We start from the raw sequence: 25336 nt of genomic DNA, 5'->3' as shown, positions 1-25336 counted from the left end.
CGTGTCCACGCACTAGGTTCGCCGCCATGGCGATCCAGCGCACCGACCCACCCGTCGCCGCGGACGAGCTGACGACGCTCCGCGGCTTCCTCGACCACTTCCGCGCCACGCTGCGGCGCCAGGCCGAGGGCCTGGACGCCGAGCAGCTCACCCGCACCGTCGGCCGGAGCGACCTGGCCCTGAGCGGGATGCTCAAGCACCTCACGTTCGTCGAGCACTGGTGGTTCGAGGTGATGCTCCACGGCCGTGAGCCGAGCGGCATCTGGGCCGACGTCGACTGGGACGCCGACGAGGACTGGGACTGGCACAGCGCGGTCCACGACAGCCCGGCCGAGCTCGACGCGATGCTCGTCGAGCAGGTCGCGGCCTCGGACGCCGCGCTCGAGGAGGCCCTCGCCGACGGAGGCCTCGACCGCCTCGCGGTGCGCTCGCGGCGCGGTGAGCAGTGCAGCCTGCGCTGGATCCTGGTCCACATGGTCGAGGAGTACGCCCGCCACTGCGGGCACGCCGACCTGGTCCGGGAGTCGATCGACGGGGCGAGGGACCTGTGAGGATCCGCCCGGCGACCGAGGCCGACTGGCCGGCGATCTGGCCGTTCTGGCGCGAGATCGTCGAGGCCGGCGAGACGTACGCCTACCCGCTCGGCGCCACCTCGGAGCAGGCGCGCGGGTGGTGGTTCGACGGCAGCCACGTCGTGGTGCTGGTCGGCGACGAAGACGGACGGATCCTGGGCACGGCCAAGATGGGCCCCAACCGGCCCGGCCGCGGCTCTCACGTGGGCACCGCGTCGTTCATGGTGGACCCCTCCGCGCGCGGTCGCGGCGTCGGCCGCACGCTGGGCGCCCACGCCGTCGAGTGGCACCGGGAGCAGGGCTTCGCCGGCATCCAGTTCAACGCCGTGGTCGAGACCAACACCGCCGCCGTCCGCCTGTGGCAGGACCTCGGCTTCGTGGTCGTCGGCACGGTGCCCGGCGCCTTCGACAGCGCCAGCCACGGCCGGGTCGGGCTGCACGTGATGTACCTCGACCTGTCCTGAGGTGGGCGGGTCGGAGCGGCCCGAGGGCCTCGGCGCACCTTCGAGCGCACTCGACGTTGCGGGCCGGGTCTAGCGTGGAGGACGTGACTGCACCGACCCAGCACCCCGAAGCCAGCACCCTCGGCCAGCTCCGCGCGAGCGGCCACGAGCTCAAGACCCTCCGCCAGGAGATCCGCGACAACCTGCTGGCCCGCCTGGCCCGCGGCGAGGACCCGTGGCCGGGCCTCCACGGCTTCTCCGAGACCGTCATCCCCCAGGTCGAGCGGGCGCTGCTCGCCGGCCACGACATCGTGCTGCTCGGCGAGCGCGGGCAGGGCAAGACCCGCCTGCTGCGCTCCCTCGTCGCACTGCTCGACGAGTGGACGCCGGTCATCTCCGGCTCCGAGCTCGGCGAGCACCCCTACGAGCCGATCACCGTCACCTCGCAGCAGGCGGCCGCGACCTACGGCGACGACCTGCGCATCTCGTGGCGCCACCGCGACGAGCGCTACGCCGAGAAGCTGGCGACGCCGGACACCTCCGTCGCCGACCTCATCGGCGACGTCGACCCGATGAAGGTCGCCGAGGGCCGCCACCTCGGCGATCCGGAGACGATCCACTTCGGGCTGATCCCGCGCAGCCACCGCGGCATCGTCGCCATCAACGAGCTGCCCGACCTCGCCGAGCGGATCCAGGTCGCGATGCTCAACGTGATGGAGGAGCGCGACATCCAGATCCGCGGCTACATCCTCCGCCTGCCCCTCGACGTGCTCGTCGTCGCGAGCGCCAACCCGGAGGACTACACGAACCGCGGGCGGATCATCACCCCGCTCAAGGACCGCTTCGGCGCCGAGATCCGCACCCACTACCCGCGCGAGGTGGAGCAGGAGATCGCGGTCATCGAGCAGGAGGCCGACCTCGTCGCCGAGGTGCCGGCCTACCTGATCGAGGTGCTGGCGCGGTTCACCCGCCACCTGCGCGACTCGCAGTCGGTCGACCAGCGCTCGGGCGTCAGCGCGCGCTTCGCCATCGCGGGCGCGGAGACGATCGCCGCCGCCGCGCTGCACCGCGCGACCACCCAGGGCGAGGAGCAGGCGGTCGCCCGCGTCGTGGACCTCGAGACCGCGGTCGACGTGCTCGGCGGCAAGATCGAGTTCGAGACCGGCGAGGAGGGCCGCGAGACCGAGGTGCTGACCCACCTGCTCCGGACCGCCGTCGCCGAGACGGTGCGGGCCCACCTCGCGGGCATCGACCTGCGGCTGCTGGTCGACGCGATCGAGGAGGGCGCGATGGTGAGCACCGGCGCCAGGGTCGGTGCCCGCGACTTCCTGGCCGGACTGCCCGTCCTGGGTGAGTCCGACCTCTACGACGCGGTGTGCGACCGGCTGGGCGCGACCAACGACGGCGAGCGCGCCGCCGCGCTCGAGCTGGCCCTGGAGGGGCTCTACCTCGCCCGCAAGATCGGCAAGGACACCGACGCGGGGGAGACCGTCTATGGCTGAGACGCGCGAGCGGGTGGCCGACGCCGTCCTCCGTCCCGGCACGGTCGAGGACATCCCGGCACTGCGCGCCCTCGGCGAGGCCGTCGTGCCGCCGACCTACGGCCCGATCGACGCGGCGTACGCCCAGCTGATGCTGGACCAGTGGTGGACGCCGGAGCGCTTCGCCGACACGCTGCCGCGGGTGCGGATGCTGCTCGCCGAGCGCGACGGGCAGGTCGTCGCGATGACCAGCTTCGGACGGCTCTCGGCCTCGCACCGCGACTTCCCGCACGTGACCGGCGACCGCGAGGTGATGTGGAAGCTCTACGTCCACCCCGACCACCAGGGGCTCGGGATCGGGCGACGGCTGCTCGCGGAGGTCGAGGCGATGGTCGAGGGCGACGAGCTGTGGCTCGAGGTGGTCGACGGCAACGACCAGGCCTTCGCCTTCTACCGCGCGCACGGCTTCGAGGAGGCCGAGAGCGTGGGTGACCGTGAGTGGCCCGACGACGTCTGGATGAGGAAGAGCCTCCGATGAGCCGGTTCACGCGCTACGACGGCGGCGACCCGCTCGCCCCTCCGGTCGACCTGGCTGACGCCCTCGACGCCATCGGCCAGGACGTGATGGCCGGCTACTCGCCCGAGCACGCGATGCGCGAGTACCTGCGACGCGGCAGCGAGGACCAGGCCGGGCTCGACGAGCTCGCCCGGCGGGTGGCCGAGCGACGCCAGGAGATCCTGCAGCGCAACAATCTCGACGGCACCATGCGCGAGGTGCGCGAGCTCCTCGACAAGGCGCTCCTCGCCGAGCGTGGCCAGCTGGCCCGCGACATCACCATGGACGACGGCGACCGCGACTTCCGCGAGATGGTGCTCGACAACCTGCCGCCCTCGACCCCCGCCGCGGTGAGCGAGCTCTCGTCGTACGACTGGCAGTCGTCCGAGGCGCGCGAGTCCTACGAGCAGATCAAGGACCTGCTCGGCCGCGAGCTGCTGGACCAGCGCTTCGCCGGCATGAAGCAGGCCCTCGAGGGCGCCACCGACGAGGACCGGGCCGCGGTGCAGGAGATGCTCGGCGACCTCAACGAGCTGCTCGAGAAGCACGCGCAGTCCGACGGCTCGGACGAGGACAGGGCCGCCGTCGACGAGGCGTTCGGTGAGTTCATGGACAAGCACGGCGACTTCTTCCCCGAGGGCCCGCAGGACATCGACGAGCTGCTCGACCAGCTCGCCCAGCGCGCCGCGGCGGCCCAGCGGATGCTCAACTCGATGACCGAGGAGCAGCGCCAGGAGCTGATGGAGCTGTCGCAGCAGGCGTTCGGCTCGCCGCAGCTGATGGAGCAGCTCGCCCGCATGGACGCCAACCTCCAGGCGCTGCGCCCCGGCGAGGACTGGTCGGGCTCGGAGGGCTTCGAGGGGGAGCAGGGCATGGGCCTCGGCGACGGCACCGGCGCCTTCCAGGACCTCGCCCAGCTCGACGCGCTGGCCGACCAGCTCGCGCAGTCGCACCGCGGCGCCCGCCTCGACGACGTCGACCTCGAGGCGCTGGCCCGGCAGGTCGGCGACGACGCTGCCGTCGCCGCCAAGACGCTGCAGGAGCTCGAGCGGGCGCTGCGCGACAGCGGCTACCTCAAGCGCGGCTCCGACGGTGAGCTGCGGCTCTCGCCCAAGGCGATGCGCCAGCTCGGCAAGGCGCTGCTGCGCGACGTCGCCGACCGGATGAGCGGGCGCTCCGGCGCCCGCGAGACGCGTACGACGGGACTGGCGGGCGAGCCGTCCGGTGCGAGCCGCCGGTGGGAGTTCGGCGACACCGAGCCGTGGGACGTCTCCCGCACGATCACCAACGCGGTGCTGCGCGACGGCGGCTCGCCGGTGCGCATCCAGGTCGACGACATCGAGGTCGTCGAGACCGAGGCCCGGACCCAGGCGGCCGTCGCGCTGCTGGTCGACACCTCGTTCTCGATGGCGATGGACGGGCGCTGGGTGCCGATGAAGCGCACCGCGCTGGCGCTGCACCAGCTCATCCGGTCACGGTTCCGCGGCGACGACCTGCAGCTGATCGCCTTCGGCCGGCACGCGCAGGTGATGGAGATCGAGGAGCTGACCGGGCTGGACGCCCGGTGGGACAAGGGCACCAACCTGCACCACGGGCTGCTGCTGGCCAACCGGTTCTTCCGCAAGCACCCCAACGCCCAGCCGGTGCTGCTGGTCGTCACCGACGGCGAGCCGACCGCCCACCTCGAGAGCGACGGCGAGGTGTGGTTCTCCTACCCGCCGCACCCGCTGACGATCGCCCACTCCGTCCGCGAGCTCGACGCGGCCGCGCGGCTGGGGGCGCAGGTGACGTTCTTCCGGCTGGGGGAGGACCCCGGCCTGGCCCGGTTCATCGACTCGATGGCCCGACGGGTCGACGGCCGGATGGTGAGCCCCGAGCTCGACGACCTCGGCGCCGCGGTGGTCGGGTCCTACCTCGGGTCCCGCAGCCCCGCGTCGTCGTACCGCGAGCAGTTCGGCGACCTCTACGGCGGCCGGGGGTTCTGGGTCTAGGCCGCCTGCTCACCTCAGGAGGTAGAACCGCCAGAACCCGAAGTCCTCGATCGGCAGGACCTCCATGTCGGTGAAGCGAGCCTCGCTCGCGTACGCCTTCAGCACCGCGGGACGCATCACGGTGCCGGTCCCCGCGCTCGGCCGTCGGGACAGGCCGTCGGGGAGGCAGATGAGCAGGCTGAAGCCGTACATCAGCCGCTCGAGCTCGTCGCCGTCGGGCGCGAACGTCTCGGCGACCGCCTCGTCCATCACCACCAGGCAGCCACCCGGCGCGAGCGCCCGGCGCACGGCGGACAGGACCTCGACCGGCGCGGGCATGTCGTGGACGCACTCGAACGCGAACGCCACGTCGTAGCTGCCCGGGGCGAGGTCCGCGGCGTCGCCGTGGCGGAAGTCGACGGCCACCCCGGCAGCCGCTGCGTTGGCGCGAGCCAGCTCCACCGACGGGCGGTCGATGTCGATTCCCGACACGTCGGCCTCGGGATAGGCCCGGGCGAGGGCGATCGTCGACCACCCCCCGCCCGCCCCGACGTCCAGCACGGTGGCACCCGGCCTGCTCAGCACCTCGTGCACCCGGGGTACGTCCGCGAGGGCAGGAGCCAGCCGTGAGTCGAACCACGGGCGGTTGCCGTCGGCCTGCGACTCGCGGGCGTCGGCCCCGAGCTGCTCCCAGGACACGCCGCCGCCCGTGCGGTAGGCCTCGACCAGCTGCGGCAGGGTGGGCCCGGTCGCGGCGAACATCCGGGCGAAGGGTGCCAGGTGGTTCACGCTGGCGGTGTCGGTCATCACCTCGGCCGTTGCCGGCGGGATGGAGAACATCCGCTCGTCGGGTCCGCCGTCCTGATCGACCGTGAGGTATCCCGTGACGGCCTGCTGCTCGAGCCACTCGCGGGCATACCTGGCGTCGGTCCCGGTGCGTTCGGCGAGCGTCGGCGCGGACGCCGGACCGTCGTCGACGAGGCTGCGATACCAGCCGAGGCGGTCGCCGAGGTAGACGGACAGGACGTCGATGGTGCCCAGCAGGGAGCCGAAGAGGCGCTCGGCCAGCTGCTCGGAGGACAAGTCGGTCATCCTGCAGTGTGGCAGCGTGCGGCCCGACTGGAGCTCACACGTACGGGGTGGTCTCGCCGCCTCAGCTGTTGCTGATGAAGCAGCGTCGGATGTGCGGCTCACGGTGGTGGCGGCAGGTTGCCGTTCCGGAGGCCTCGTACGTGCGGTGTGCCGCCACCCTCAGCGCCGGCGGCCACCCCTACGAGCCCGCCGCCTCCAGCATCCGGAGCAGCTCGGCGCCCATCTGCTCGACGACGGCCTGGAGCCCCTTGGCCGGTCGCACCATCACGGTGAAGTCGGCGATCAGCCCGTCCTCGTCCCAGGTGATGATGTCGACCCCGGAGACGTCGAGGCCCCCGACCTCGGTGCGGAACTGCAGGACGGCCGAGTCCTCGCCCAGCCACTCGCGCTCGTAGGTCAGCGCGGGGCCGAGCACCGTGAAGGCGGCGGTGAGGTAGCCGACGACGGTGTCGCGGCCCTGCTGCGGGGTGTGCACCGCCGGGCTGCGGAAGACCGCGTCCTGCGCGACCAGGCCCGGCAGCCCGGCAGGGTCGCGGCTCTCGACGACGGCGTGCCAGCGGGCGAGGGAGGTGGCGGCGTCCATGCGCGTCATCGTGCCACCTCGCCCGTGACCGGGCGGTGGGCTCAGTCGAGGGCGAATCCCGGCAGCGACTCCTCGAGGATCCCGCGGAACGGCGCCGTCGCGCCGAGCTGGCTCAGCAGGCCGATGCCACCGAGCCAGGTGCGGTGGATCAGCAGGTAGGAGGTCGGCAGGTTGAGCCGGGTGTTGAGCGTGAACGTCTCCGCGCGCGGGTCGTTGACCCGCTCGAACTGCTCGCGCATCCACTCGCGGGTGAAGGTGAAGCGCTCGTGGCCGGCGGGCTCCACGAAGGGCGCGAGGTAGGACAGCACGAGGGCCGGGTCGACGTCGATGTGCTCCTTGATGAAGCCCTCCTCGCGCAGCCCGGCGACGAGCGACTCCTCGTCGGACTCGAGGGCGATCCGCATCAGCCGCCCCATCGCCGCGGGCAGGGTGCCGCCGGGCAGCCGGGCCACGGCACCGAAGTCGAGGACGCCGAGCCGGCCGGGCTCGCCGTCGGGACCGGGCAGGATGCGGAAGTTGCCGGGGTGCGGGTCGGCGTGCAGCATGCCGGTGCGGTGCGGCCCCTCGAAGAGGAAGCGGACGAACAGCTCGCCGTAGTGGTCGCGCTCCTCCTGAGTCCCCTCGCGGATGATGTGGGCGAGCGAGTAGGGCGAGTCCATCCACTCCGTGACGAGCACCTCGCCGCCCACGGCCACCACGCCGGGCACCACGATGTCGGGGTCGCCGGCGAACGCCTCGGCGTACGCCGACTGCGCCTCGGCCTCGAGCGTGTAGTCGAGCTCGTCGGCGGCCCGCGCCTGGAGCTCGGCGACGAGCGGCTTGATGTCGATCCCCGGGAAGACCGGCGCGACCCCGCGCGCGACCCGGGCGATCTGCCGCAGGTCACTCATCAGCGCCTCGCCGGCACCGGGGTACTGCACCTTGACCGCGACGTCGCGCTCGGTGCCGTCGGCGCCCGTGGCGTGGTCGACCCAGCGTCCGCGGTGGACCTGGCCGATCGACGCTGCCGCGGTCGGGGCGCCGTCGAGCCACACGAGGCGCTCGCGCCAGTCCGCGCCGAGGTGCTGGGTGAGCTGCTCGCGGACCGTCGCGGTGGGCATGGGTGGAGCCGAGTCCTGCAGCGCGGTGAGGTGCTCGCGGTAGGGGGCCGAGACCTCCTCGGGCAGCGCCGCCTCGAGCACGCTGAGCACCTGCCCGAACTTCATCGCGCCGCCCTTGAGCTCGCCGAGCGTGCGGAAGAGCTGCTCCGCCGTGCGCTGCTGGACGTCGGACAGGACGGCCTCGGCGGGCTTCCCGCCCAGCCGCCTGCCGAGGCCCCACGCCTGCCGCCCCGCATAGCCCAGGGGCAGCGCAGCGAGTCGTGCCGTACGGGCGGCGGCCTTGCGCGGCAACTCGGTCATGGGGCCATTGTCCCCTGCGGACGAAACGAGTTCTCGTACCTCGCGTGACCTGTCGCGCGTCGCGTCGTTGAGAAGGCCAGAACCCCACCTTCCAGGAGGCACCGTGCGACCCAAGATCCTGCTCGCCTGCGTCGCGAGCGTCCTCGCCGCGTCGGCGACGGCCGCCGCCGGCGGCACGGTCCCGGAGTCCCTCCTGGCCACAGTCGCAGCACTCGGATGACCCGCCAGGGCGCCGAGGGCTGAGCAAGACCCTCTCCAGGGGTGACCCACCGTGCATACAGGGGCGCGGTGGAAGGGCGGGCGGGAGCCACAGGCTCCCGCCCGCCCGGTCTTTGCGTCGGTGCCGGGGCCCGTCTCTGGGAGGCTGGAGGCATGGACGTCGAGTTCCGCGGAGAGCTGGTCGAGTGGCGCGGGCCGGCACCGTTCCACTTCGTGCGGCTCCCGCCCGACGCCGCGGACCTCGTCGACGAGGTCAAGGCGGAGGTCGTCTACTGGGGCGTGGTGCCGGTGCGGGCGCGGATCGGCGACAGCGAGTTCACCACGTCGATGTTCCCCCGCGAGGAGACGTGGTTCCTGCCGGTCAAGGTCGCGGTGCGCACCGCCGAGCGCCTCGAGCTGGGCGACGTGGTCGACGTACGCCTCTCCGTCGGTCGCTAGTCGGCCGGTCGGTCGGCAGGTCGGTCGGCCGCGCGGTCAGCCGGTCGCGGCCGCCGTACGACCACGGCGGGCGGTCAGGTAGAGGCTGAGCACGACGTAGTAGACGACGTAGGCGATCGAGATCGTCAGCCAGACCACGCCGGGGTCGGGCACCTGCGTCAGCAGCACGGCATAGCTGGCCAGCCAGAGCGTGGTGAGCACGAGCGTCGGCGTCTGCAGCGTGGCGGTGCGCGAGGGGTAGACGTAGCCGATGGGGACGAACACGAGCACGGCGCAGACCAGGAGCACCACTGCGACCGTCGCCGGCCGCAGGTCGAGCACGACGACGTAGAACGCGGCGATGTTCCAGTAGCTCGGGAAGCCGAGGAACAGGTGGTCGTCGGTCTTGGCGTCGACGCGGCAGAACTGGTAGCCCGAGGCGAGGAGCGGGATGACGGCGAGCACCGTCGCCCAGACACCCTCACCGAGGAAGCCGGCGCTCCACAGCAGCACCATCGGCATGAAGGCGTAGGTGATGTAGTCGACGATGTTGTCGAGCAGCGCCCCGTCGAACCACGGGACGTGGCGCTTCACCTGCACCCACCGCGCGAGCATGCCGTCGGTGCCGTCGACGACCATCGCGGCGAGGAAGAGCCAGAGGCCCCGGATGGTGTCGCCCTCCATCACCGCGATGACGGTGAGGAAGGCCAGCACGAGGCCCGAGGCGGTGTAGGCGTGCACCAGCCACGAGGCGGCGATCCAGAGGGGCTGCCGTCGCGACGCCACACGTCTCCTCGGTCGGTCGGGTCCTGCTGGGCATGCGGATCATGTCAGACGACGGACCGACACCAAGGATCCACAGCGCAGGAGGCGCGATGCAACCTTCTGCCCCGCAGGCGCGTCCACACCACATGAACACCTCACCGAAGACGTCCGCGCGCACCGCCGCGCGGCTGGGCGCCGCTTTCCTGGCGGCCGCCGCCCTGACCCTGACCCAGCTCGCTCCCGCCGGTGCCGACAGCATCGGCGTCGCGGACCCGAAGGACCTCGGCCACGGCGTCGACCTCCGTTCCGTCGAGGTCGAGCACGGTGCCCGCAACGTGGTCATCACCACGACGCACACCGACCTGCGCGAGTCGTTCCGCAGCGGGTCCTCCGGCTCGGTGTTCATCGACACCGACCCCACGGACACCGGGCCGGAGTACGTCTTCACCGGCGGCTTCTTCGTCGGCACGGACTACCAGCTGGTCACCACCGACGGGTTCGCCCAGGGCGCCGTGGGCCAGCCGGTGGAGGGCTCCTACCGGATGCGCATCGACTACGACCGCGAGCACGTGCGCATCCGGATCGCCCGTGACGCGATCGGCTCGCCCGCGGAGGTGCGGGTCGCCGTACGCGTGGCGGGCACGCGACCTGACGGGAGCACCACCCGGACCGACTGGCTCGGGGAGCCGCGCACCTTCACCGAGTGGGTCGCGCAGTAGACCCCCGCCTGGGGCGCCGGGTCGTCACTTGACGACCCGGACCTCCTGCGGCCAGCCACACCCCTCGGCCACCCGGGCGGCCCACATCTTGGCGGTCTCGATGTCCGGCACGTCGACGATGGTGATGCCGCCGAGGTACTCCGTGGTCTCGGTGTAGGGGCCGTCGCTGACCACCATGGTGCCGCTGGTGCCGTCAGCGCTGAACGCCTCGGCCATGTCCTCGACGAGTCCCCCCGCGAAGACGAGTACCCCGGCCTCCTCCATGTCGCGGACGACCGCCGTCGACGGCTCGACCCTGCTGAGGAACCACTCCAGGTCGTGGTCACCGACCCACTGCTGGTGGAAGTAGATGGCGTACTGAGTCATGTCGCTCCTCCGGTGCGGCCCGCCCGGTGCGGCCCGTCACCACTCTGACGGACGGGACGGGCCCGGATCGACACTCCTCGGCCAGGAATCCGTCCGGGTCCCGGGCCAGTCGACCGACGGGGAGCGGTTGCGTTCATATGCTGGCCCGGCGGGTACAGCAGCCCAGCACGAGCAACAGGTCAGAGGTGGTGGGGTCGTGAAGAAGTCGTCGAGGTCCAGCGTGGGGCTGGTGCTGGCGTTGGTGACGAGCGTGCTGGTCGGCGGGGCGGTCGCGGCCACCGCGGCCGACGCGGCAGCAGGGTCGGTCCAGCACGCTCCCGTGGCGCAGGCCGTAGGACAGGCGTCGCGCGAGGTCCGCCCTGCGGCGTCGCGCCACAAGCCCGGCAACGGCTGGCGAGCACCGAGCGGGCCGTTCTTCAACGACCCGCACCGCGCGGCCGGGCACTTCCGCATCGAGCAGAAGGTCGTCCAGACCATCAACCACACGCCGAAGGGCGCGTCGATCAGGATCGCGATCTACTCCCTCGACCGGATGCCGGTGGCGCAGGCCCTCGCCAAGGCCCACCGACGCGGGGTGCAGGTGCAGATCCTGCTGAACGACCACTGGGAGACCCCCGCGATGAAGGTGATCCGCGCGGAGATCGGCAAGGACCGCCGGCGCAACAGCTGGATCTACAAGTGCCGGCAGAGCTGCCGGGGAGCGGCCAACGAGTTCAACAACCTGCACTCGAAGTTCTACCTTTTCAGCGAGGCCGGCCGGTCCGCCGACGTCGTCGCCGTGGGGTCGGCCAACATGACCCGTAACGCCGCCGTCCACCAGTGGAACGACCTCTACTTCACCGACGGCGACCACGAGCTGTTCCGCCAGTTCGTCGGGCTCTTCAAGGACATGAGCAAGGACTACGACACCCGCCAGGAGCCGATCGGCTTCTGCGGGACGCCGCTCACCGGGGCGTGCGACGACGCCGTCGACAAGCACACCGCGGTCGCCTTCCCCCGCGTCTCGGGACCCAAGAACGACCTCGTGATCGACATGCTCGACCGCGTGCAGTGCCGGGGCACCGACCCGGTCACCGGTGAGCGCACCCGGACCCGGCTGGCCCTGTCGATGCACACGATGCGTGGCGAGCGCGGTGACTACCTGGCCGCCGCGATCCGCAAGAAGTACGTCCAGGGCTGCGACGTGCGCGTGAGCTACGGCCTGATCGGCTTCCACACCAAGGGCGTCCTCGGCGCACCGACCGCCCGCGGCCGGATCCCGCTGCGCTCGACCGGACTGGACTACGACACCGACGACAACTTCGACCTCAACAACGACGGCGTCGACGACCTCATCCTCGACTACTACAGCCACCAGAAGTACTTCGTCATCCAGGGCACCTACGCCGGTGTGCCCAACACCGAGATGGTGCTGACCGGCTCGGTGAACTGGTCGAGCCTCAGCACCGCCAACGACGAGGTGTGGTTCACCGTGCGCGGAGGCGTCGTGGCGCGGAAGTACCTCGCGAACTTCAACTACCAGTGGGACCACGCGCGCAACTCGCGCAACGCCTACACGACGACGTACGCCAACTTCCGGGTGCCGCGGACGGTGCGGGATCCCGACGGGACGGTGCGCACGATCTGGGTGACGGTGCGCCGCCCGGTCACGACCGTGGAGCGCGACCCCTACCTGCCCGGGCCCTACTGGGAAGCCGACTGAGGAGTCGCCCGAGCGCGAGCAACACTGTCAAGGTGATCTCCTTCGACCTCGCACGCCGCCTGCACGACGCGGGACTCGCGTGGTCGCCGGCCAACGGTGACCGGTTCTGGCTGCCCGACCGCGACCTCGACGAGACGGTCTTCACCGTCAGCGACATGGTGGTGGAGGTCCGCGACCAGCCCGCCGGACGCGTCTTCGCCTTCAACGGCACGACCGAGTGGGCGCTGGACGACGTGGAGGAGACCGAGGCCGTGTGGCTGCCTCGCCTGGACCAGCTCCTCGACGTCCTCGGCCCGCGCTTCGTCAGCCTCACCGCGCGCTCGGGCGGGCACGTCGTGCTCGTCGAGGCAGGCCCGCGTCGCGAGGAGCACGTCGACGTCACGGCGGACGGCGCGGCCGGGCGCGCCGTGCTGAGCCTGCTGGGGAGCAGCCTCAGGTAGTCGCGGGGAACTTCACGCCCGTGTTGGCGTGGCAGCGGTAGCCGAACGGGTTCTTCGCGAGGTACTGCTGGTGCACGTCCTCGGCGTAGAAGTACGGCGTCTCGCTGGACGGGCGGATCTCGGTGGTGATCTCCCCGAGACCGCGGCGGGCCAGCTCCTCGCCGTAGACCTTGGTCAGCTCGCGGGCGGTCTGCTCCTGCTCGGGCGTGGTCCAGTAGATCGCGGAGCGGTACTGGGTGCCCACGTCGTTGCCCTGGCGCATGCCCTGCGTGGGGTCGTGGATCTCGAAGAACGTCTTCAGCAGGTCGGCGTAGGAGACGACGGTGGGGTCGAAGACCACGCGAACCGCCTCGGTGTGGCCGGTCCGACCGCTGCACACCTCCTCGTAGGTCGGGTTCGGCGTGCTGCCGCCGGCGTAGCCGACCGACGTCGACCAGACGCCCGGCACCTGCCAGTAGATCTCCTCGGCACCCCAGAAGCAGCCGAGGCCGAGGATCGCGACCTCGTGGCCCGCCGGCGCCTCGTCGGTCACGACGGGGGTGTGCAGGACGAGGTGCTCCCCGAGGCTCCACATCGACTCGGTGCGGCCCGGGAGCGCCTGGTCGGGGGTGGGCAGGGTCGTGGGCTTGCCGAAACCGAACATGGCTCCATCATCCCTCGCAGCGCAAGGGACGTGTCCCGGGAGACCCTCCCGGCGCCTAGGTGAAATTACGCGGTCTAGTCGTGGTGCTGTCACTGATGTGCATGTGCCGTGGCGAGAGGACGGTGAAGAGATCCGCAGCACTCGTCGGAAAGGAACTGTGATGTCTTCACGTCGATCGATCCGAAGGCCACTCGTCGCCCTCCTCGTAGGCGTCCTGGTCGGGGGCGGCCTCATGGCCGTCACGCCGGCAGGCGCCGAGGTCAGCAACGCCGTGGCCACCAACTGGAACAAGATCTGGAACAAGGAGCTCAAGCCGCAGGCCGACCAGCGGTACTACACCAAGAAGAAGAGCAACAAGAGGTACTACACCAAGTCGGACTCCGACGCGAAGTACCAGGCTGCCGGCTCGGGCTACACGAAGGCCGAGTCCGACACCAAGTACCAGCCCAAGGGCAACTATGCGCTCACCGGCTCGTCGTACACCAAGGCCGAGAGTGACGCGAAGTACGCGCCGTACCCGAAGGTGTTCCGGGGGGTCTGGGCCTTCAGCTCGTCCAGCAACACGGAGGCCTCGTTCACCGAGATCACCTACCCGGAGCTCTCTGCCGAACCCACCGCCCACTTCATTCCCCTGGGTGGGGTCGTCCCGGCTGGGTGCGGGGGGACGCCTGCTGCTCCGACGGCGTCGGCCGGTCACCTGTGCGTGTTCCAGGCGTCCGACAACAATATGGGCACCGTCACCCTCACCCGAGCGACGTTCGGGACCGGGCCGGTCGGGGGTACGTTCGGCGCTGTGCTCTGGGCGTTCTCCTCGAGCGCGACCTACGGCTACACGACCGGGACCTTCGCCGTGAGCCCCCTCGCCCTGGCCGTTCCCGGCCGGACCAGCCCGTCCACCGACGCTGACGGAACCGCCGGTCGACCGTAGCGGCGGAGACCAGCTCCCCGGGCTACAGCTCAGAGGAAGGAACGTCCGCCGCATCGGGGGGTGCGGCGGCCGTTCCGCTGTCCCGGGCACCGACCGCTGGGTCTACGCTCGGAGGGTGACCCAGGAACGCGCCAACAAGGCCGGGTTCGAGACGCGTGCGATCCACGCCGGCTACGAGCCCGACGAGATGACGGGGGCGGTCATCCCGCCCATCTACGCGAGCAGCACCTACAAGCAGGACGGCGTGGGCGGCCTGCGCGGCGGCTACGAGTACAGCCGCTCGGCCAACCCGACGCGTACGGCGCTCGAGGGCGCGCTCGCGGCCGTCGAGGACGGCGAGCGGGGGTTCTCCTTCGCCTCCGGCCTCGCCGCCGAGGACACGATCATCCGCGCGCTCACCGGCGCCGGCGGGCACGTGGTGATCCCCGACGACGCCTACGGCGGGACGTTCCGCCTCTTCGACAAGGTCGCCAAGGTCTGGGGCCTCGACCACACCCCGGCCCCGGTGGCCGACACCGAGGCGATGGCCGCTGCGATCGTCCCGGGCCGCACCCGGCTCGTGTGGGTGGAGACCCCCACCAACCCGATGCTCACCATCGGCGACATCGAGGCGCTCGCCGGCGTCGCCCACGACGCCGGCGCCCTGCTCGTCGTCGACAACACCTTCGCCTCGCCCTACCTCCAGCAGCCGCTCACGCTCGGCGCGGACGTGGTCGTCCACTCCACGACCAAGTACGTCGGTGGGCACAGCGACGTCGTCGGGGGAGCGGTCGTCGTGCGCGACCACGAGCTCGCCGACAAGATCGCGTTCCACCAGAACGCCATGGGCGCGGTGTCCGGCCCGTTCGACGCGTTCCTCACCCACCGCGGCCTCAAGACCCTCGGCGTGCGGATGGACCGCCACTGCGACAACGCGGAGCGGGTGGTCGAGTTCCTCGACGGCGACCCGCGGGTCACCGAGGTCATCTACCCCGGCCTGACGTCGCACGCCGGCCACGAGGTCGCGTCGCGCCAGATGAAGCGCTTCGGCGGGATGGTCTCGTTCCGCGTCGCCGGCGGTGTCGACCGGGCGCTCGCGGTGTGCGACCGCGCCGAGGTGTTCACGCTCGCCGAGTCCCTCGGCGGCATCGAGTCCCTCATCGAGCACCCCGGCCGGATGACCCACGCCAGCGTGGCGGGCACCGACCTCGAGGTGCCCGACGACCTGGTCCGGCTCAGCGTCGGCATCGAGAGCATCGAGGACCTGGTCGCCGACCTCGACCGAGCGCTGGGGTGAGCATGCCCGAGGGTCCGGACGTCCGCTTCTCGCTGGCCAACGAACGGACCTTCCTCGCCTACCAGCGCACCGCCGTGGGCCTGGTGGCCGCAGCGCTGGCGGTGTTCCACCTGCTCGACCCGTCGTGGGCCCAGCGCCTGCTCGGCGTCCTGCTCATCGGTGCGGCGCTGGTGGCCGCCGGTGGCGGCTGGCTCCGCTTCCGTCAGGCCGACCGGGCGATCCGCGCCGGTCGTGAGCTGCCGGTCGGGAGCACGGTGCACGTCCTGGCGTTCGCGGTGGTGGCGCTCGTCGTCGTGGCCGGCATCTCGGTGGTCGTGTGAGCGTCGTCCTCTGCGTGGACTTCGGGTCGACGTTCACCAAGGCCGCCGCGGTCGACGTCCACAGCGGCGACCTGCTCGCGACCGCGAGCCACCCCACGACCCTGCCCACGACCCAGCCCGACGGTGACGGGCGCGGTGACGTCCTCGACGGGTACGACGCCTGCGTGGCCGCCCTCGTCGAGCAGGAGCCGCGGGCAGCCGACGCCGACGTGCTCGCCTGCTCCAGCGCCGGCGGTGGCCTGCGGGTCGCGGTCGTGGGCAACGAGGAGCTGGTCACCGCAGAGGCCGGCCGCCGTGTCGCGCTCTCCAGCGGCGGCAAGGTCGTCCTGGTGCTCTCCGGCGGCCTCGACGGGGCCAAGCTGGCCGAGCTGCGCGCTGCCGAGCCCGACGTGGTGCTCCTCGTCGGTGGCACCGACGGCGGCAACGCCGAGGTGCTCGAGGATGACGCCGCCTTCCTCGCCGGGGTGCCGTGGCCGGGTCCGGTCGTCGTCGCGGGCAACGTCGAGTCCCAGCCCGTCGTCCGCGCCGCGCTCGAGGAGTCGGGGACCCCGCACGTCCTCGCCGACAACGTCGTGCCCCGGATCGGCGTGCTGGCCCCCGACAGCGCGCGCCGCGCGATCCGCGAGATCTTCCTCAGCCACGTCATCGGCGGCAAGCACCTCAGCAGCCGCACCGACGCGCGCGGCCGCTCCTTCACCGACCTGGTCCGCGGCGCGACGCCGGACGTCGTGCTGACCGGGGTCGAGCTCCTCGCCCGGGGCCTCGACGAGCAGCACCGCGGGGCCGGCGACGTGGTCGTCGTCGACGTCGGCGGCGCCACGACCGACGTGCACAGCGTCGTCGAGCTCGACCCCGAGGACAGCGGCCTGGCCCGCGAGGTGGTGGCCACCACGCCCGTGACCCGCACGGTGGAGGGCGACCTCGGCATGCGGTGGTCGGCGATCTCGACGGTGGAGGCCGCCGGTCGCGACGACCTGTCCGCGGCCGCCGTACGCCGTCGCGCGCACCCCGACCTGCTGCCCGACGACGGGGCCGACGGTGACGCCGAGCGGGAGGCCGACCTGGAGATCGCGGCCGCCGCCGTGCGGATCGCCCTCGAGCGCCACGCGGGCCGCAGCAAGGTGGTCGTGAGTCCCGAGGGCCGGGTCGTGGAGCGCAGCGGCAAGGACCTCCGCGAGGTCGACCTGATGGTGGGCTCGGGCGGCGTGCTGCGCCACGGCGGGCCCGACGCGGTACGCCGGGTGCTGCTGCCGGCGACGGGCGACGCCTTCGAGGGAGGGTGGCAGCTGCCGCGCGACCCGGTGGTGGTGGTCGACCGCGACTACGTGCTGGCGGCGGCCGGGCTCCTGGCCGAGGAGCACCCGATCGCGGCGCACCGCCTGGTCAGCCGACTGCGCTCGGCCGGTGATGGGTAGCGTGGCGGGGTGAGCCAGCAGCACGCGCCCGGCAGCGACCGGGCCGACGACCGGTCCGACCTCCCCGGGGACGAGGAGTCGCGCCGACGCCGGCTCTTCGCCGCCCTCGGTCGCAGCGACGAGGAGGACCGGCTGACCGAGCGGATCCTGTCGCAGTGGGCGCAGCTGCGCGCCGAGCGCAGGGTCGAGCCGGCCTTCACGACGGGGCCGTCCAACTTCAGCCGCGCCCAGGTGCCGTGGGGTCTCGACCTCGCCGCCGCGTGGTCGTGGCGCCTCATCGTCATCGCGACGGCGGGCCTCGGCGTGCTGTGGCTGATGCGCTTCTTCGCCGTCATCACCCTGCCCATCGCCATCTCGCTCCTCGTCGCCGCGCTGGCCTCGCCGCTGGTCAGCTCGCTGCGCCGGGCCGGCCTGCCGCGCGGGGCCGCGACCGGCCTCGTGATGCTGCTCGGCATCGGGACGGTCGCGCTCCTGCTCACCTACGTCGGCCAGCAGGTCGCCCAGGGCGCCAGCGACCTCGCCGACTCGGTCGTCACCGGCCTCGACCAGGTCCGCGACTGGCTGCGCAACGGCCCGCTCAGCGTCTCCGACTCCCAGCTCGACGGCTACATCGAGGGCGTGCAGGGGGCGATCACCGACAGCACCGGCACCGACGGCATGGTCACCCGCGTCACGGAGGTCGGGACCGCGGTCGGGCACGTGGTCGCGGGCTTCTTCATCGTGCTGTTCTCGACCTACTTCTTCCTCGCCGACGGCAAGCGCATCTGGGCGTGGATGGTGCGGCTCGCGCCGCGCGCCGCCCGCGAGCGGATCGACGCGTCCGGCCAGGTGGCCTGGGTGTCGCTCACCCAGTTCGTGCGGGCGACCGTGCTGGTGGCGATGGCCGACGCGATCGGCATCATGCTCGTCGCCTACTTCCTGCAGGTGCCCTTCGTCGTCGCGATCGGCGTGCTGGTCTTCCTCGGCGCGTTCGTGCCGATGATCGGTGCCACGGTCGCGGGCTCCGTCGCGATCCTGGTGGCGCTGGTGGACCAGGGCCCCTGGACGGCGCTGCTCATGCTCGGCGGCGTCATCCTCGTCCAGCAGGTCGAGGGCCACATCCTCCAGCCGTTCCTCATGGGCCGCTTCGTCTCGCTCCACCCGCTCGGCGTCATCGTGGCGATCGGGTGCGGCGTGCTCGTCGCGGGCATCGCGGGCGCGCTCATCGCCGTACCCCTCGCCGCCGCCGGCAACGCCGTCGCGCAGCACCTGGCGAGCTACACCTCGATCGGCGACGACGAGCCCGACGACGCGCTCGACACCGACCTGGCGACCGACGGCCTGCCACCCGACGTGGTGCCCGACGACGACAGCCCGCTGGCCGGTCCGGACGCGCCGGACGACGACTCCGGCCCCCGCGACCGCCGCCCCTCCGACCAGCACGAGGACCAGCCATGACCCAGCAGGTGACGCTCGCCGACGTGCTCGAGGCCCGCAAGGCGCTGGAGGGCCTCACCGTCACGACGCCCATGGAGGAGTCGCGCTGGCTGTCCACGCTCGTGGGCGGGCCGGTCTCGCTCAAGTGTGAGAACCTCCAGCGCACCGGCTCGTTCAAGTCACGCGGGGCCTACGTCCGGATGTCGCGGCTCTCCGCGGAGGAGCGCGCCAACGGCGTCGTCGCGGCGTCGGCGGGCAACCACGCCCAGGGTGTCGCCCTCGCCGCCGCGACGCTCGGCATCCGGTCGACGGTGTTCATGCCGGAGGGCGCCCCGATCCCCAAGGAGAAGGCGACCCGGGGCTACGGCGCCGAGGTCGTCTTCCACGGCCGCTACCTCGAGGACTCGCTCGCCCGGGCGCGGGAGTTCGCCGCGGAGACCGGCGCCGTGCTGATCCACCCCTTCGACCACGTCGACATCGTCGCGGGCCAAGGGACGCTCGGCCTCGAGGTCCTCGAGCAGTCACCCGACGTGCGCACCGTGCTGGTCCCGACCGGTGGCGGGGGACTGCTGGCCGGCGTCGCGATCGCGATCAAGGGGCTGCGCCCCGACGTACGCGTGGTGGGCGTGCAGGCCGAGGGTGCCGCCGCCTACCCGGGCTCGCTGGCCGCTGGCCGGCCCGTGGCGCTGGACTCGATGACCACGATGGCCGACGGCATCGCGGTCGGCCGTCCGGGCGACATCACCTTCGCCGCGGTGCGCGACCACGTCGACGACATCATCACCGTCTCGGAGGAGTCGCTGTCCCAGGCGCTGCTGGCGCTGATCGAGCGCGCCAAGCAGGTCGTCGAGCCGGCCGGCGCGGCCGCGGTGGCCGCGATGCTCGACAGCCCGGGCGGCTTCGAGACCCCCGCCGTGGCGGTGCTGTCCGGGGGCAACATCGACCCCCTCCTGCTCAACAAGGTGATCCGGCACGGCCTGGCCGCCGCCGGGCGCTACCTCTACCTCCGCGTCTGCATCCCCGACCTCCCCGGCGGGCTCGCGTCCCTGCTGACCGAGGTCGGCGCCGAGGGCGCCAACGTGCTCGAGGTCGCCCACGAGCGCATCTCGCCGACGCTCAACCTCAACGAGGTCGAGGTCCGCATCCAGCTCGAGACGCGCGGCGAGGCGCACGCCGAGCACCTGATGGCCCGGCTGCGCGAGCGCGGCTACCGCGTCCACGACTGAGCGGGCCGCCCGCGGACGGCCGCTGCGGTTTCCCCGCATAGGCGGGGAAACCCGAACATCTGGAGGCGTACACGCCTGCAGATGTTCGAAGATCCCCGCCTATGCGGGGAAACCGAGAGCGTCCGAAACGCCGCGGAGCGGTGAGTGGTGCAGGTTCTTCGCCGGAAGAAGCTGCCTCACTCACCGCTCCTGCGGTGGTGCTCGCGAGGTGGCGCCGGGGCGCTGACCCTCAGGGCTGGTAGGGCTCCGCGTCGACGATGGTGACGGTGAGGTCCTTGCCGCTGGGCGCGGTGTAGGTGACCTCGTCGCCCTTGGACTTGCCGTTGATCGCGGCGCCCATGGCGGACTGGGGCGAGTAGACGTCGAGGTCGTCGCCCTCGGTGAGGTTCTCGCGGGCGCCGAGGAGGAACTTCTCGGTGTCGCCGCCGCCGAAGTCGACGGTCACGACCATGCCGGGCTCCACGACGCCGTCGTTGGGCGGCGTCTCACCGACCTCGGCCTTGCGGAGGATGTCCTCGAGCTGGCGGATGCGGGCCTCCTGCTTGCCCTGCTCGTCCTTGGCGGCGTGGTAGCCGCCGTTCTCCTTGAGGTCGCCCTCGTCACGGGCGGCAGAGATGCGCTCGATGATCTCCTGGCGCTTGGGACCCTTGAGGTCCTCGAGCTCGGCCTGCAGCTTGTCGTAGGCCTCCTGGGTCAGCCAGATGGTGCCCTGGTCGGTCATGTGTCTACTCCTGCTTCACGTGGTACTGGATGCGGCGGTGCCGTGGGTGTGCCTCAGCGCCCCCGCATCGGGTCGGTGGTGCGTCCTCCGTCCGATCGGAGTCGGCGCGGCAACGGACTGGGCCAGCGCACCCGGACGGGCAGAACGATCAGGTTAGCAAGCCGGGGGCGAAAGTGCAGGTCGTACGACGTCCACGGACGCGGCGCCGTACCGCGGGGCGTCCTGCGTGGGTCGTCAGCGGGGGCGGGGCTGGCCGGGTGCGGTGCACCCGAGCTTCTCGACCGTGGTGGCGCGCCGCTCGGTGCGGATGACCACCTCGTTGGTGCCGTCGACCGGCGTGAAGGCCAGCTCGCCGACCGTCGTGTGGTCCTCGGAGTAGGCACGCACCCGGCAGGTCGCCTCGACGTCGTCGGCGAGCTCGACGTTGACCCGGGAGCGGACCTCGTGGTCGCCGGTGACGTCGTAGGTGATCACCTCGGAGGTGACCGCGGGCGTGCTGTGGAACCACGCCGTCCACGCCAGCCAGGTCAGCCCGACCACGGCGACGAGGACCGCGACGCCGATGGTGACGGGGCGGCGCCACGGCGCGGGCGCGCCGTACCGTTCGGCGAGGTCGGTGGTCACGCACAGAAGCCTAAGTCGCCCCTCCTAGAATCAGCGGCATGGCCCAGCCCTCCGCAGACCGGCGCACGTCCCAGCCCCGCGCCGGACTCCGACTCATGCACGTCCACGCCCACCCCGACGACGAGTCGAGCAAGGGCGCCGCGTCCACCGCGAAGTACGTCGCCGAGGGGGTCGACGTCCACGTCGTCACCTGCACCGGCGGCGAGCGCGGCTCGGTGCTCAACGCCAAGATGGACCGCCCCGAGGTCTGGGAGAACATCACCGAGATCCGGCGCGAGGAGATGCACCGCGCCCGCGACATCCTCGGGATCCGTCAGGACTGGCTGGGCTTCGTGGACTCCGGCTGGCCCGAGGGCGACCCGCTGCCGCCGCTGCCCGAGGGCTGTTTCGCGCTCGTCCCGCTCGAGGAGGCGACCGAGCGCCTGGTGCGGCTGATCCGCGAGTTCCGCCCGCACGTCCTGACGACGTACGACGAGCGCGGGGGCTACCCCCACCCCGACCACGTCCGCTGCCACGAGGTCTCCGTCGCGGCCTATGCCGCTGCCGGCGACCCCGACCGCTTCCCCGAGGCGGGGGAGCCGTGGCAGCCGATGAAGCTCTACTACCACCACGGCTGGAGCTGGGCGAAGACCAACGCCCTGCACGAGGCGATGCTCGCCCACGACCTGGAGTCTCCCTACACCGAGCGCCTCGCGAAGTGGGAGCGTGAGCCGGAGTGGGACGACCGGATCACCACGCGCGTGCCGTGCGGCGACTGGTTCGGGGTCCGCGACCAGGCCCTGCTGGCGCACGCGACGCAGATCGACCCCGACGGCATGTGGTTCGCCATCCCGCGCGAGATCCAGCAGACCGTCTGGCCGACCGAGGACTACGAGCTGGTCGAGTCCACGGTCGAGTCGACGCTGCCGGAGGACGACCTGTTCGCCGGGATCCCGACCCCCGCGCCCTAGGGGGCGAGTGGGACACTGGAGGCATGCTCGACCTGCTGATCATCCTCCTCGTGGACGACCCCACCCCCGACAAGACGGAGGTGAAGGCCGGACCGCTCGGCTTCGCCATCTGGATCTTCCTGATCCTCGCGGTGGTCGTCCTCGGGTTCAGCCTGGTCAAGCAGCTGCGCAAGGCGCAGGCGGCCAAGGACGCCGGGCTCTACGGCGACGAGCCGGTCACCCCGGAGCAGAAGGCCGACTCGGAGGAGCAGGTCTAGGACCGCACCACCCGCACGACGCAGTCCCAGGCCGTACGCCGCTGGGCGCCGCCGTGCTCGTCGGCCGGCTGCACCTCGCGCGCGACGCGCTCGGCGCGCACCACCCCCACGTCGATCCCCGACAGGTCGGCCAGCACCTCCTCGGCCGTCATCAGCACGGCTGGGTCCTGCGGCCCGCCGGTGCCCTCGGCGAGGTTCGTCGAGTCGTGGGCGACGAGCAGCAGCGTGCCGCCGGGGCGCAGCATCCCCGCCGCTCCGCGCACCGCACGTCGCCGGTCGGCGGCGGGCAGCTGGAGGTAGGCGATGACGACGAGGTCGACCGGGTCCGGCGGCTGCCAGGTCGTCGCGTCGGCGCAGACCCACGTGACGCCGGGCCCACCGTCGAGCCCACCGTCGGGCCCACCGTCGGGCCCACCACCGAGGTCGTCCGCCAGCCGGGCGCCCTTGTCGAGCGCGACCTGGGAGAAGTCGACCGCCGTGGCCGACCAGCCGTGGGAGGCGAGCCAGAGGGCGTTGCGGCCCTCGCCGGCGCCGAGGTCGACGGCCGTCCCGGGAGGGAGGTCGGCCAGCTCGGCGGCGACCAACCGGTTCGGCTCGCGCGACCAGACCAGCTCGCTGGAGGCGTAGCGCTCGTCCCAGGCCTCGGCGTCCATGCCGGTCAGCCTAGGCGGGCGGCGGACGTCCGGGCAGCCACCAGTTCCAGCGGCCGAGGAGGGTCATCGCAGCGGGCAGCATGAGCCCGCGGACGACGGTCACGTCGAGCAGGACGGCGACCGTCATGCCGACGCCGATCTCCTTGACCGCCACGAGCTCGCCGGCGGCGAAGCCGAGGAAGACGATGCCGATCGCGACGGCGGCGAGGGTGACGACCGGCCCGGTCGCGACGATGCCCTCGAGCACGGCCGCGTCGTTGTGCGCCCGCGCCCCGGAGGTCCGTCGGCTCCGCGGGGCCTCCCACGCCTCGCGGATCCGCGCGACGAGGAAGACGTGGTAGTCCATCGACAGCCCGAAGGCGAACATGAACAGCAGCAGGGGAGTGGTCAGGTCGAGCGCTCCCCACGAGTCGAAGCCGAGCAGGGCGGAGCCCCAGCCCCACTGGAAGATCGTGACGACCACGCCGAGCGTCGCACCGAGCGACAGGAGGTTGAGCAGCACCGCCTTGACCGGGATCACCACCGACCTGCTCAGTCCCCCGAGCAGCGCCCCGGTCGCCAGCACCACGAGCAGGACTGCCAGCGGCAGCCGGTCGCCGAGCGCCGTCCGCGTGTCCACCAGCTCGGCCGCCGGCCCGCCGACCAGCACGGGGACACCGAGGTCGGCCTCGCGCAGCCGGTCGACGAGGGCCTGGGCCTGCGGGCCGTCGCTGGCGCCGGCGGGCTCGACCAGCACCTGGCTGGTGCCGTCGGGCATCGGGTCGAGGAGCAGCACGTCGGCCACCTCGGGCATCGCGCCGACGTCGGCCATGAGCGTGGCGACCTGCGGCGAGTCCGGCGCTGCGTCCGCGAGGAGCGTGAGCGGGGTCGTGCGGAGGTCCGGGTGGTCGCGGTCGACGACCTGCTGGGCGAGCCGCGGCTCGCTGTCGCGGGGCAGTGACCGGGTGTCGGAGTTGCGCAGGTCCAGCGACAGCAGGGGCGCCGCGAGCAGCAGGAGGAGTGCGGTGCACCCCACCAGGACCGGCCACGGCCGGCGCTGGGCCGTCCGGGCCAGACGGGGGAGCAGCGCGTCGGGGCTCGGGGTGCCGCCGAGCGGCCGGCCGGGGGTCGGTGGGGGGACCCGCCGGTGGGCGACCGCGAGCAGGGCGGGGACGAGGGTGAGCCCGGCGGCGGTGGCGACGCCCACGGCCACCAGCCCGCCCACGGCCATCGGCGACAGCACCGGGTCGCCGAGGAGGAGCAGGCCGGCCAGCGCGGTCCCGACGGTCAGCCCCGAGACGAGCACCGCGCGGCCGGCGGTCGCGACGGTCGTCGCGAGCGCGTCGGCGACCGCGCCCGGGCCGTCCGTACGCCGTCCCTGCCGCGCCCGTTCCTCACGGAACCGCGCCAGCACCAGCAGCGCGTAGTCGACGGCCAGGCCCAGCCCCAGGAGCGTCACCACGTTGACGGCGTACTCGCTGACCGGGGTGAGGCGGGCCAGCGACGCGAGCACGAGGAGGGCGGCCGCCACGGCGCCCAGGGCGGTGGCCACCGGGACGAGCCCGGCCACGAGGCCGCCCAGCGCGAGCGCGAGCACGACGACGAGGACGAGGACGGCGACGCCCTCGCCTCGGGCGGCGTCGGTGACGGCCTGCTCGGCGAAGGCCTCCTCCGCCAGCAGCGGTCCGCCGACCAGGACGGTCGGCACGGCGATCGTGCGCAGCCGGTCCGCCACGCGGCCGGCGACCTCCAGGGAGGCGTCGTGGTCGAGGCCGGGGTCGATCTCGACGGTCACCACGGTGCCGGTCCCGTCGGCGGAGACCAGGTCCTGCGCTCCGCTCGTCCAGGGGTCGCGCACCTCGTGCACGCCCGGCTGCTCACGCAGGTCGTACAGCACCCGGCTGGCCTGGTCGACGAGGTCGACGGCCAGGACGTCGCTGCCGGAGAGGACGGCGACGACGAGCTCGCCCTCGGGGTCGGCGGCCTCGAGGCGGTCGGCCACGAGCGCGGACTCGGCGTCCCCGCGCAGGGGGTCGGGGGTCTGCGCGAGGTCGAACACCGATCCACCGAGCACGGCGCCGAGGAGGACGAGCACGGTCCAGGTGCCGAGGACCCACCGCCGCGAGCGGTGCAGCAGGCGTCCCAGGTCCTCGAGCACAGGGCGACTGTAGTGACCAGGACGCCTTCTGACGATAGACGGACA

The 25336-nt window shown here is 72.4% G+C and carries 27 protein-coding genes; 17 read left to right on the top strand and 10 right to left on the bottom strand.

Features of this window, described 5'->3' with window-relative positions; genetic code table 11:
• Nucleotides 1-26 precede the first annotated feature (26 nt).
• The 5 genes from HN031_RS02895 to HN031_RS02875 all read left to right on the top strand — a co-directional run bounded on the left by HN031_RS02895 (nt 27) and on the right by HN031_RS02875 (nt 5043).
• Complete coding sequence (locus HN031_RS02895) at nt 27-551, top strand: DinB family protein (RefSeq protein WP_172266106.1); 525 nt, start codon at nt 27-29, stop codon at nt 549-551.
• Nucleotides 548-1036, top strand: coding sequence for a GNAT family N-acetyltransferase (locus tag HN031_RS02890; RefSeq protein WP_172266103.1), 489 nt, complete (start codon nt 548-550; stop codon nt 1034-1036). Before HN031_RS02895 ends, HN031_RS02890 begins: the two co-directional genes overlap by 4 nt.
• An 83-nt stretch (nt 1037-1119) precedes the next feature.
• The gene (locus HN031_RS02885; RefSeq protein WP_172266100.1) at nt 1120-2517 is read left to right on the top strand and encodes a magnesium chelatase; all 1398 of its coding nucleotides are present in this window, start codon (nt 1120-1122) and stop codon (nt 2515-2517) included.
• Nucleotides 2510-3034: a GNAT family N-acetyltransferase gene (locus HN031_RS02880; RefSeq protein WP_172266097.1), complete on the top strand. Its 525-nt coding sequence runs from the start codon at nt 2510-2512 to the stop codon at nt 3032-3034. The genes HN031_RS02885 and HN031_RS02880 overlap by 8 nt, the downstream gene beginning before the upstream one ends.
• Nucleotides 3031-5043, top strand: coding sequence for a VWA domain-containing protein (locus HN031_RS02875; protein ID WP_172266094.1), 2013 nt, complete (start codon nt 3031-3033; stop codon nt 5041-5043). The genes HN031_RS02880 and HN031_RS02875 overlap by 4 nt, the downstream gene beginning before the upstream one ends.
• Nucleotides 5044-5052: 9 nt before the next feature.
• On the opposite strand, the gene HN031_RS02870 is transcribed toward HN031_RS02875, so the two are convergent.
• The 3 genes from HN031_RS02870 to HN031_RS02860 form a co-directional block, all read right to left on the bottom strand.
• A complete protein-coding gene (locus HN031_RS02870) occupies nt 5053-6114 on the bottom strand; it encodes a class I SAM-dependent methyltransferase (RefSeq protein ID WP_172266091.1) in 1062 nt (353 codons plus the stop codon).
• Nucleotides 6115-6292: 178 nt separating this feature from the next.
• Nucleotides 6293-6697 carry a nuclear transport factor 2 family protein gene (locus HN031_RS02865; RefSeq protein ID WP_172266088.1) on the bottom strand — a complete coding sequence of 135 codons (405 nt, stop codon included), beginning with the start codon at nt 6695-6697 and terminating at the stop codon, nt 6293-6295.
• A gap of 41 nt (nt 6698-6738) precedes the next feature.
• Complete coding sequence (locus HN031_RS02860; protein WP_172266085.1) at nt 6739-8097, bottom strand: AarF/ABC1/UbiB kinase family protein; 1359 nt, start codon at nt 8095-8097, stop codon at nt 6739-6741.
• Between the two features lie 372 nt (nt 8098-8469).
• Between HN031_RS02860 and HN031_RS02855 the strand changes: the two genes are divergently transcribed.
• A complete protein-coding gene (locus tag HN031_RS02855; RefSeq protein ID WP_172266082.1) occupies nt 8470-8754 on the top strand; it encodes a DUF1905 domain-containing protein in 285 nt (94 codons plus the stop codon).
• 36 nt (nt 8755-8790) lie between these two features.
• Here HN031_RS02855 and HN031_RS02850 read toward each other — a convergent pair whose 3' ends face one another.
• The gene (locus HN031_RS02850; protein ID WP_172266079.1) at nt 8791-9519 is read right to left on the bottom strand and encodes a CDP-alcohol phosphatidyltransferase family protein; all 729 of its coding nucleotides are present in this window, start codon (nt 9517-9519) and stop codon (nt 8791-8793) included.
• A gap of 125 nt (nt 9520-9644) precedes the next feature.
• Here HN031_RS02850 and HN031_RS02845 point away from each other — a divergent pair, with 125 nt between their 5' ends.
• The gene (locus tag HN031_RS02845; RefSeq protein WP_172266076.1) at nt 9645-10217 is read left to right on the top strand and encodes a hypothetical protein; all 573 of its coding nucleotides are present in this window, start codon (nt 9645-9647) and stop codon (nt 10215-10217) included.
• A 24-nt stretch (nt 10218-10241) separates the two neighbouring features.
• Here HN031_RS02845 and HN031_RS02840 read toward each other — a convergent pair whose 3' ends face one another.
• On the bottom strand, nt 10242-10583 hold the full coding sequence (locus HN031_RS02840; RefSeq protein ID WP_172266073.1) for a YciI family protein: 342 nt from the start codon (nt 10581-10583) through the stop codon (nt 10242-10244).
• A gap of 196 nt (nt 10584-10779) precedes the next feature.
• Here HN031_RS02840 and HN031_RS02835 point away from each other — a divergent pair, with 196 nt between their 5' ends.
• Together HN031_RS02835 and HN031_RS02830 are read left to right on the top strand one after the other, a co-directional pair.
• Nucleotides 10780-12285: a phospholipase D-like domain-containing protein gene (locus HN031_RS02835; protein ID WP_172266070.1), complete on the top strand. Its 1506-nt coding sequence runs from the start codon at nt 10780-10782 to the stop codon at nt 12283-12285.
• 32 nt (nt 12286-12317) lie between these two features.
• A complete protein-coding gene (locus HN031_RS02830) occupies nt 12318-12725 on the top strand; it encodes a pilus assembly protein CpaE (RefSeq protein ID WP_172266067.1) in 408 nt (135 codons plus the stop codon).
• Here the strand turns inward: HN031_RS02830 and msrA are convergent.
• Nucleotides 12718-13368, bottom strand: a complete 651-nt coding sequence (gene msrA, locus HN031_RS02825) for a peptide-methionine (S)-S-oxide reductase MsrA (RefSeq protein WP_172266064.1) — start codon at nt 13366-13368, stop codon at nt 12718-12720. The two genes, HN031_RS02830 and msrA, sit on opposite strands and share 8 nt — an antisense overlap.
• Before the next feature lie 232 nt (nt 13369-13600).
• Between msrA and HN031_RS02820 the strand changes: the two genes are divergently transcribed.
• The 6 genes from HN031_RS02820 to ilvA all read left to right on the top strand — a co-directional run bounded on the left by HN031_RS02820 (nt 13601) and on the right by ilvA (nt 19949).
• Nucleotides 13601-14296 carry a hypothetical protein gene (locus HN031_RS02820; protein WP_172265500.1) on the top strand — a complete coding sequence of 232 codons (696 nt, stop codon included), beginning with the start codon at nt 13601-13603 and terminating at the stop codon, nt 14294-14296.
• A 115-nt stretch (nt 14297-14411) separates the two neighbouring features.
• Nucleotides 14412-15572, top strand: coding sequence for a cystathionine gamma-synthase (locus tag HN031_RS02815; RefSeq protein WP_172266061.1), 1161 nt, complete (start codon nt 14412-14414; stop codon nt 15570-15572).
• Nucleotides 15573-15574: 2 nt separating this feature from the next.
• The gene (locus HN031_RS02810; protein WP_172266059.1) at nt 15575-15892 is read left to right on the top strand and encodes a DUF202 domain-containing protein; all 318 of its coding nucleotides are present in this window, start codon (nt 15575-15577) and stop codon (nt 15890-15892) included.
• Nucleotides 15889-17307, top strand: a complete 1419-nt coding sequence (locus HN031_RS02805) for a glutamate mutase L (RefSeq protein WP_172266056.1) — start codon at nt 15889-15891, stop codon at nt 17305-17307. Before HN031_RS02810 ends, HN031_RS02805 begins: the two co-directional genes overlap by 4 nt.
• Before the next feature lie 9 nt (nt 17308-17316).
• On the top strand, nt 17317-18744 hold the full coding sequence (locus HN031_RS02800; protein WP_172266053.1) for an AI-2E family transporter: 1428 nt from the start codon (nt 17317-17319) through the stop codon (nt 18742-18744).
• Nucleotides 18741-19949, top strand: a complete 1209-nt coding sequence (ilvA, locus tag HN031_RS02795) for a threonine ammonia-lyase (protein WP_172266050.1) — start codon at nt 18741-18743, stop codon at nt 19947-19949. The genes HN031_RS02800 and ilvA overlap by 4 nt, the downstream gene beginning before the upstream one ends.
• A 229-nt stretch (nt 19950-20178) precedes the next feature.
• Here the strand turns inward: ilvA and greA are convergent, their stop codons facing one another.
• Complete coding sequence (gene greA, locus HN031_RS02790) at nt 20179-20670, bottom strand: transcription elongation factor GreA (protein ID WP_172266047.1); 492 nt, start codon at nt 20668-20670, stop codon at nt 20179-20181.
• 234 nt (nt 20671-20904) lie between these two features.
• The gene (locus HN031_RS02785; protein ID WP_172266044.1) at nt 20905-21294 is read right to left on the bottom strand and encodes a DUF4307 domain-containing protein; all 390 of its coding nucleotides are present in this window, start codon (nt 21292-21294) and stop codon (nt 20905-20907) included.
• 38 nt (nt 21295-21332) lie between these two features.
• Here HN031_RS02785 and mca point away from each other — a divergent pair, with 38 nt between their 5' ends.
• Nucleotides 21333-22244 (top strand): mycothiol conjugate amidase Mca, encoded by a 912-nt coding sequence (gene mca / locus HN031_RS02780; RefSeq protein WP_172266041.1) that lies wholly within the window; start codon nt 21333-21335, stop codon nt 22242-22244.
• Nucleotides 22245-22267: 23 nt separating this feature from the next.
• Nucleotides 22268-22501 (top strand): hypothetical protein, encoded by a 234-nt coding sequence (locus HN031_RS02775; protein WP_172266038.1) that lies wholly within the window; start codon nt 22268-22270, stop codon nt 22499-22501.
• On the opposite strand, the gene HN031_RS02770 is transcribed toward HN031_RS02775, so the two are convergent.
• Nucleotides 22498-23154: a bifunctional 2-polyprenyl-6-hydroxyphenol methylase/3-demethylubiquinol 3-O-methyltransferase UbiG gene (locus HN031_RS02770; RefSeq protein WP_172266035.1), complete on the bottom strand. Its 657-nt coding sequence runs from the start codon at nt 23152-23154 to the stop codon at nt 22498-22500. The two genes, HN031_RS02775 and HN031_RS02770, sit on opposite strands and share 4 nt — an antisense overlap.
• A gap of 10 nt (nt 23155-23164) precedes the next feature.
• Complete coding sequence (locus HN031_RS02765; RefSeq protein WP_172266032.1) at nt 23165-25291, bottom strand: MMPL family transporter; 2127 nt, start codon at nt 25289-25291, stop codon at nt 23165-23167.
• Nucleotides 25292-25336 lie beyond the last annotated feature (45 nt).

The sequence above is a fragment of the Nocardioides sp. zg-1308 genome, from assembly GCF_013155375.1.
GTDB classification, from domain to species: domain Bacteria; phylum Actinomycetota; class Actinomycetes; order Propionibacteriales; family Nocardioidaceae; genus Nocardioides; species Nocardioides renjunii.
This window is presented reverse-complemented; position numbering and strand designations above follow the sequence as displayed.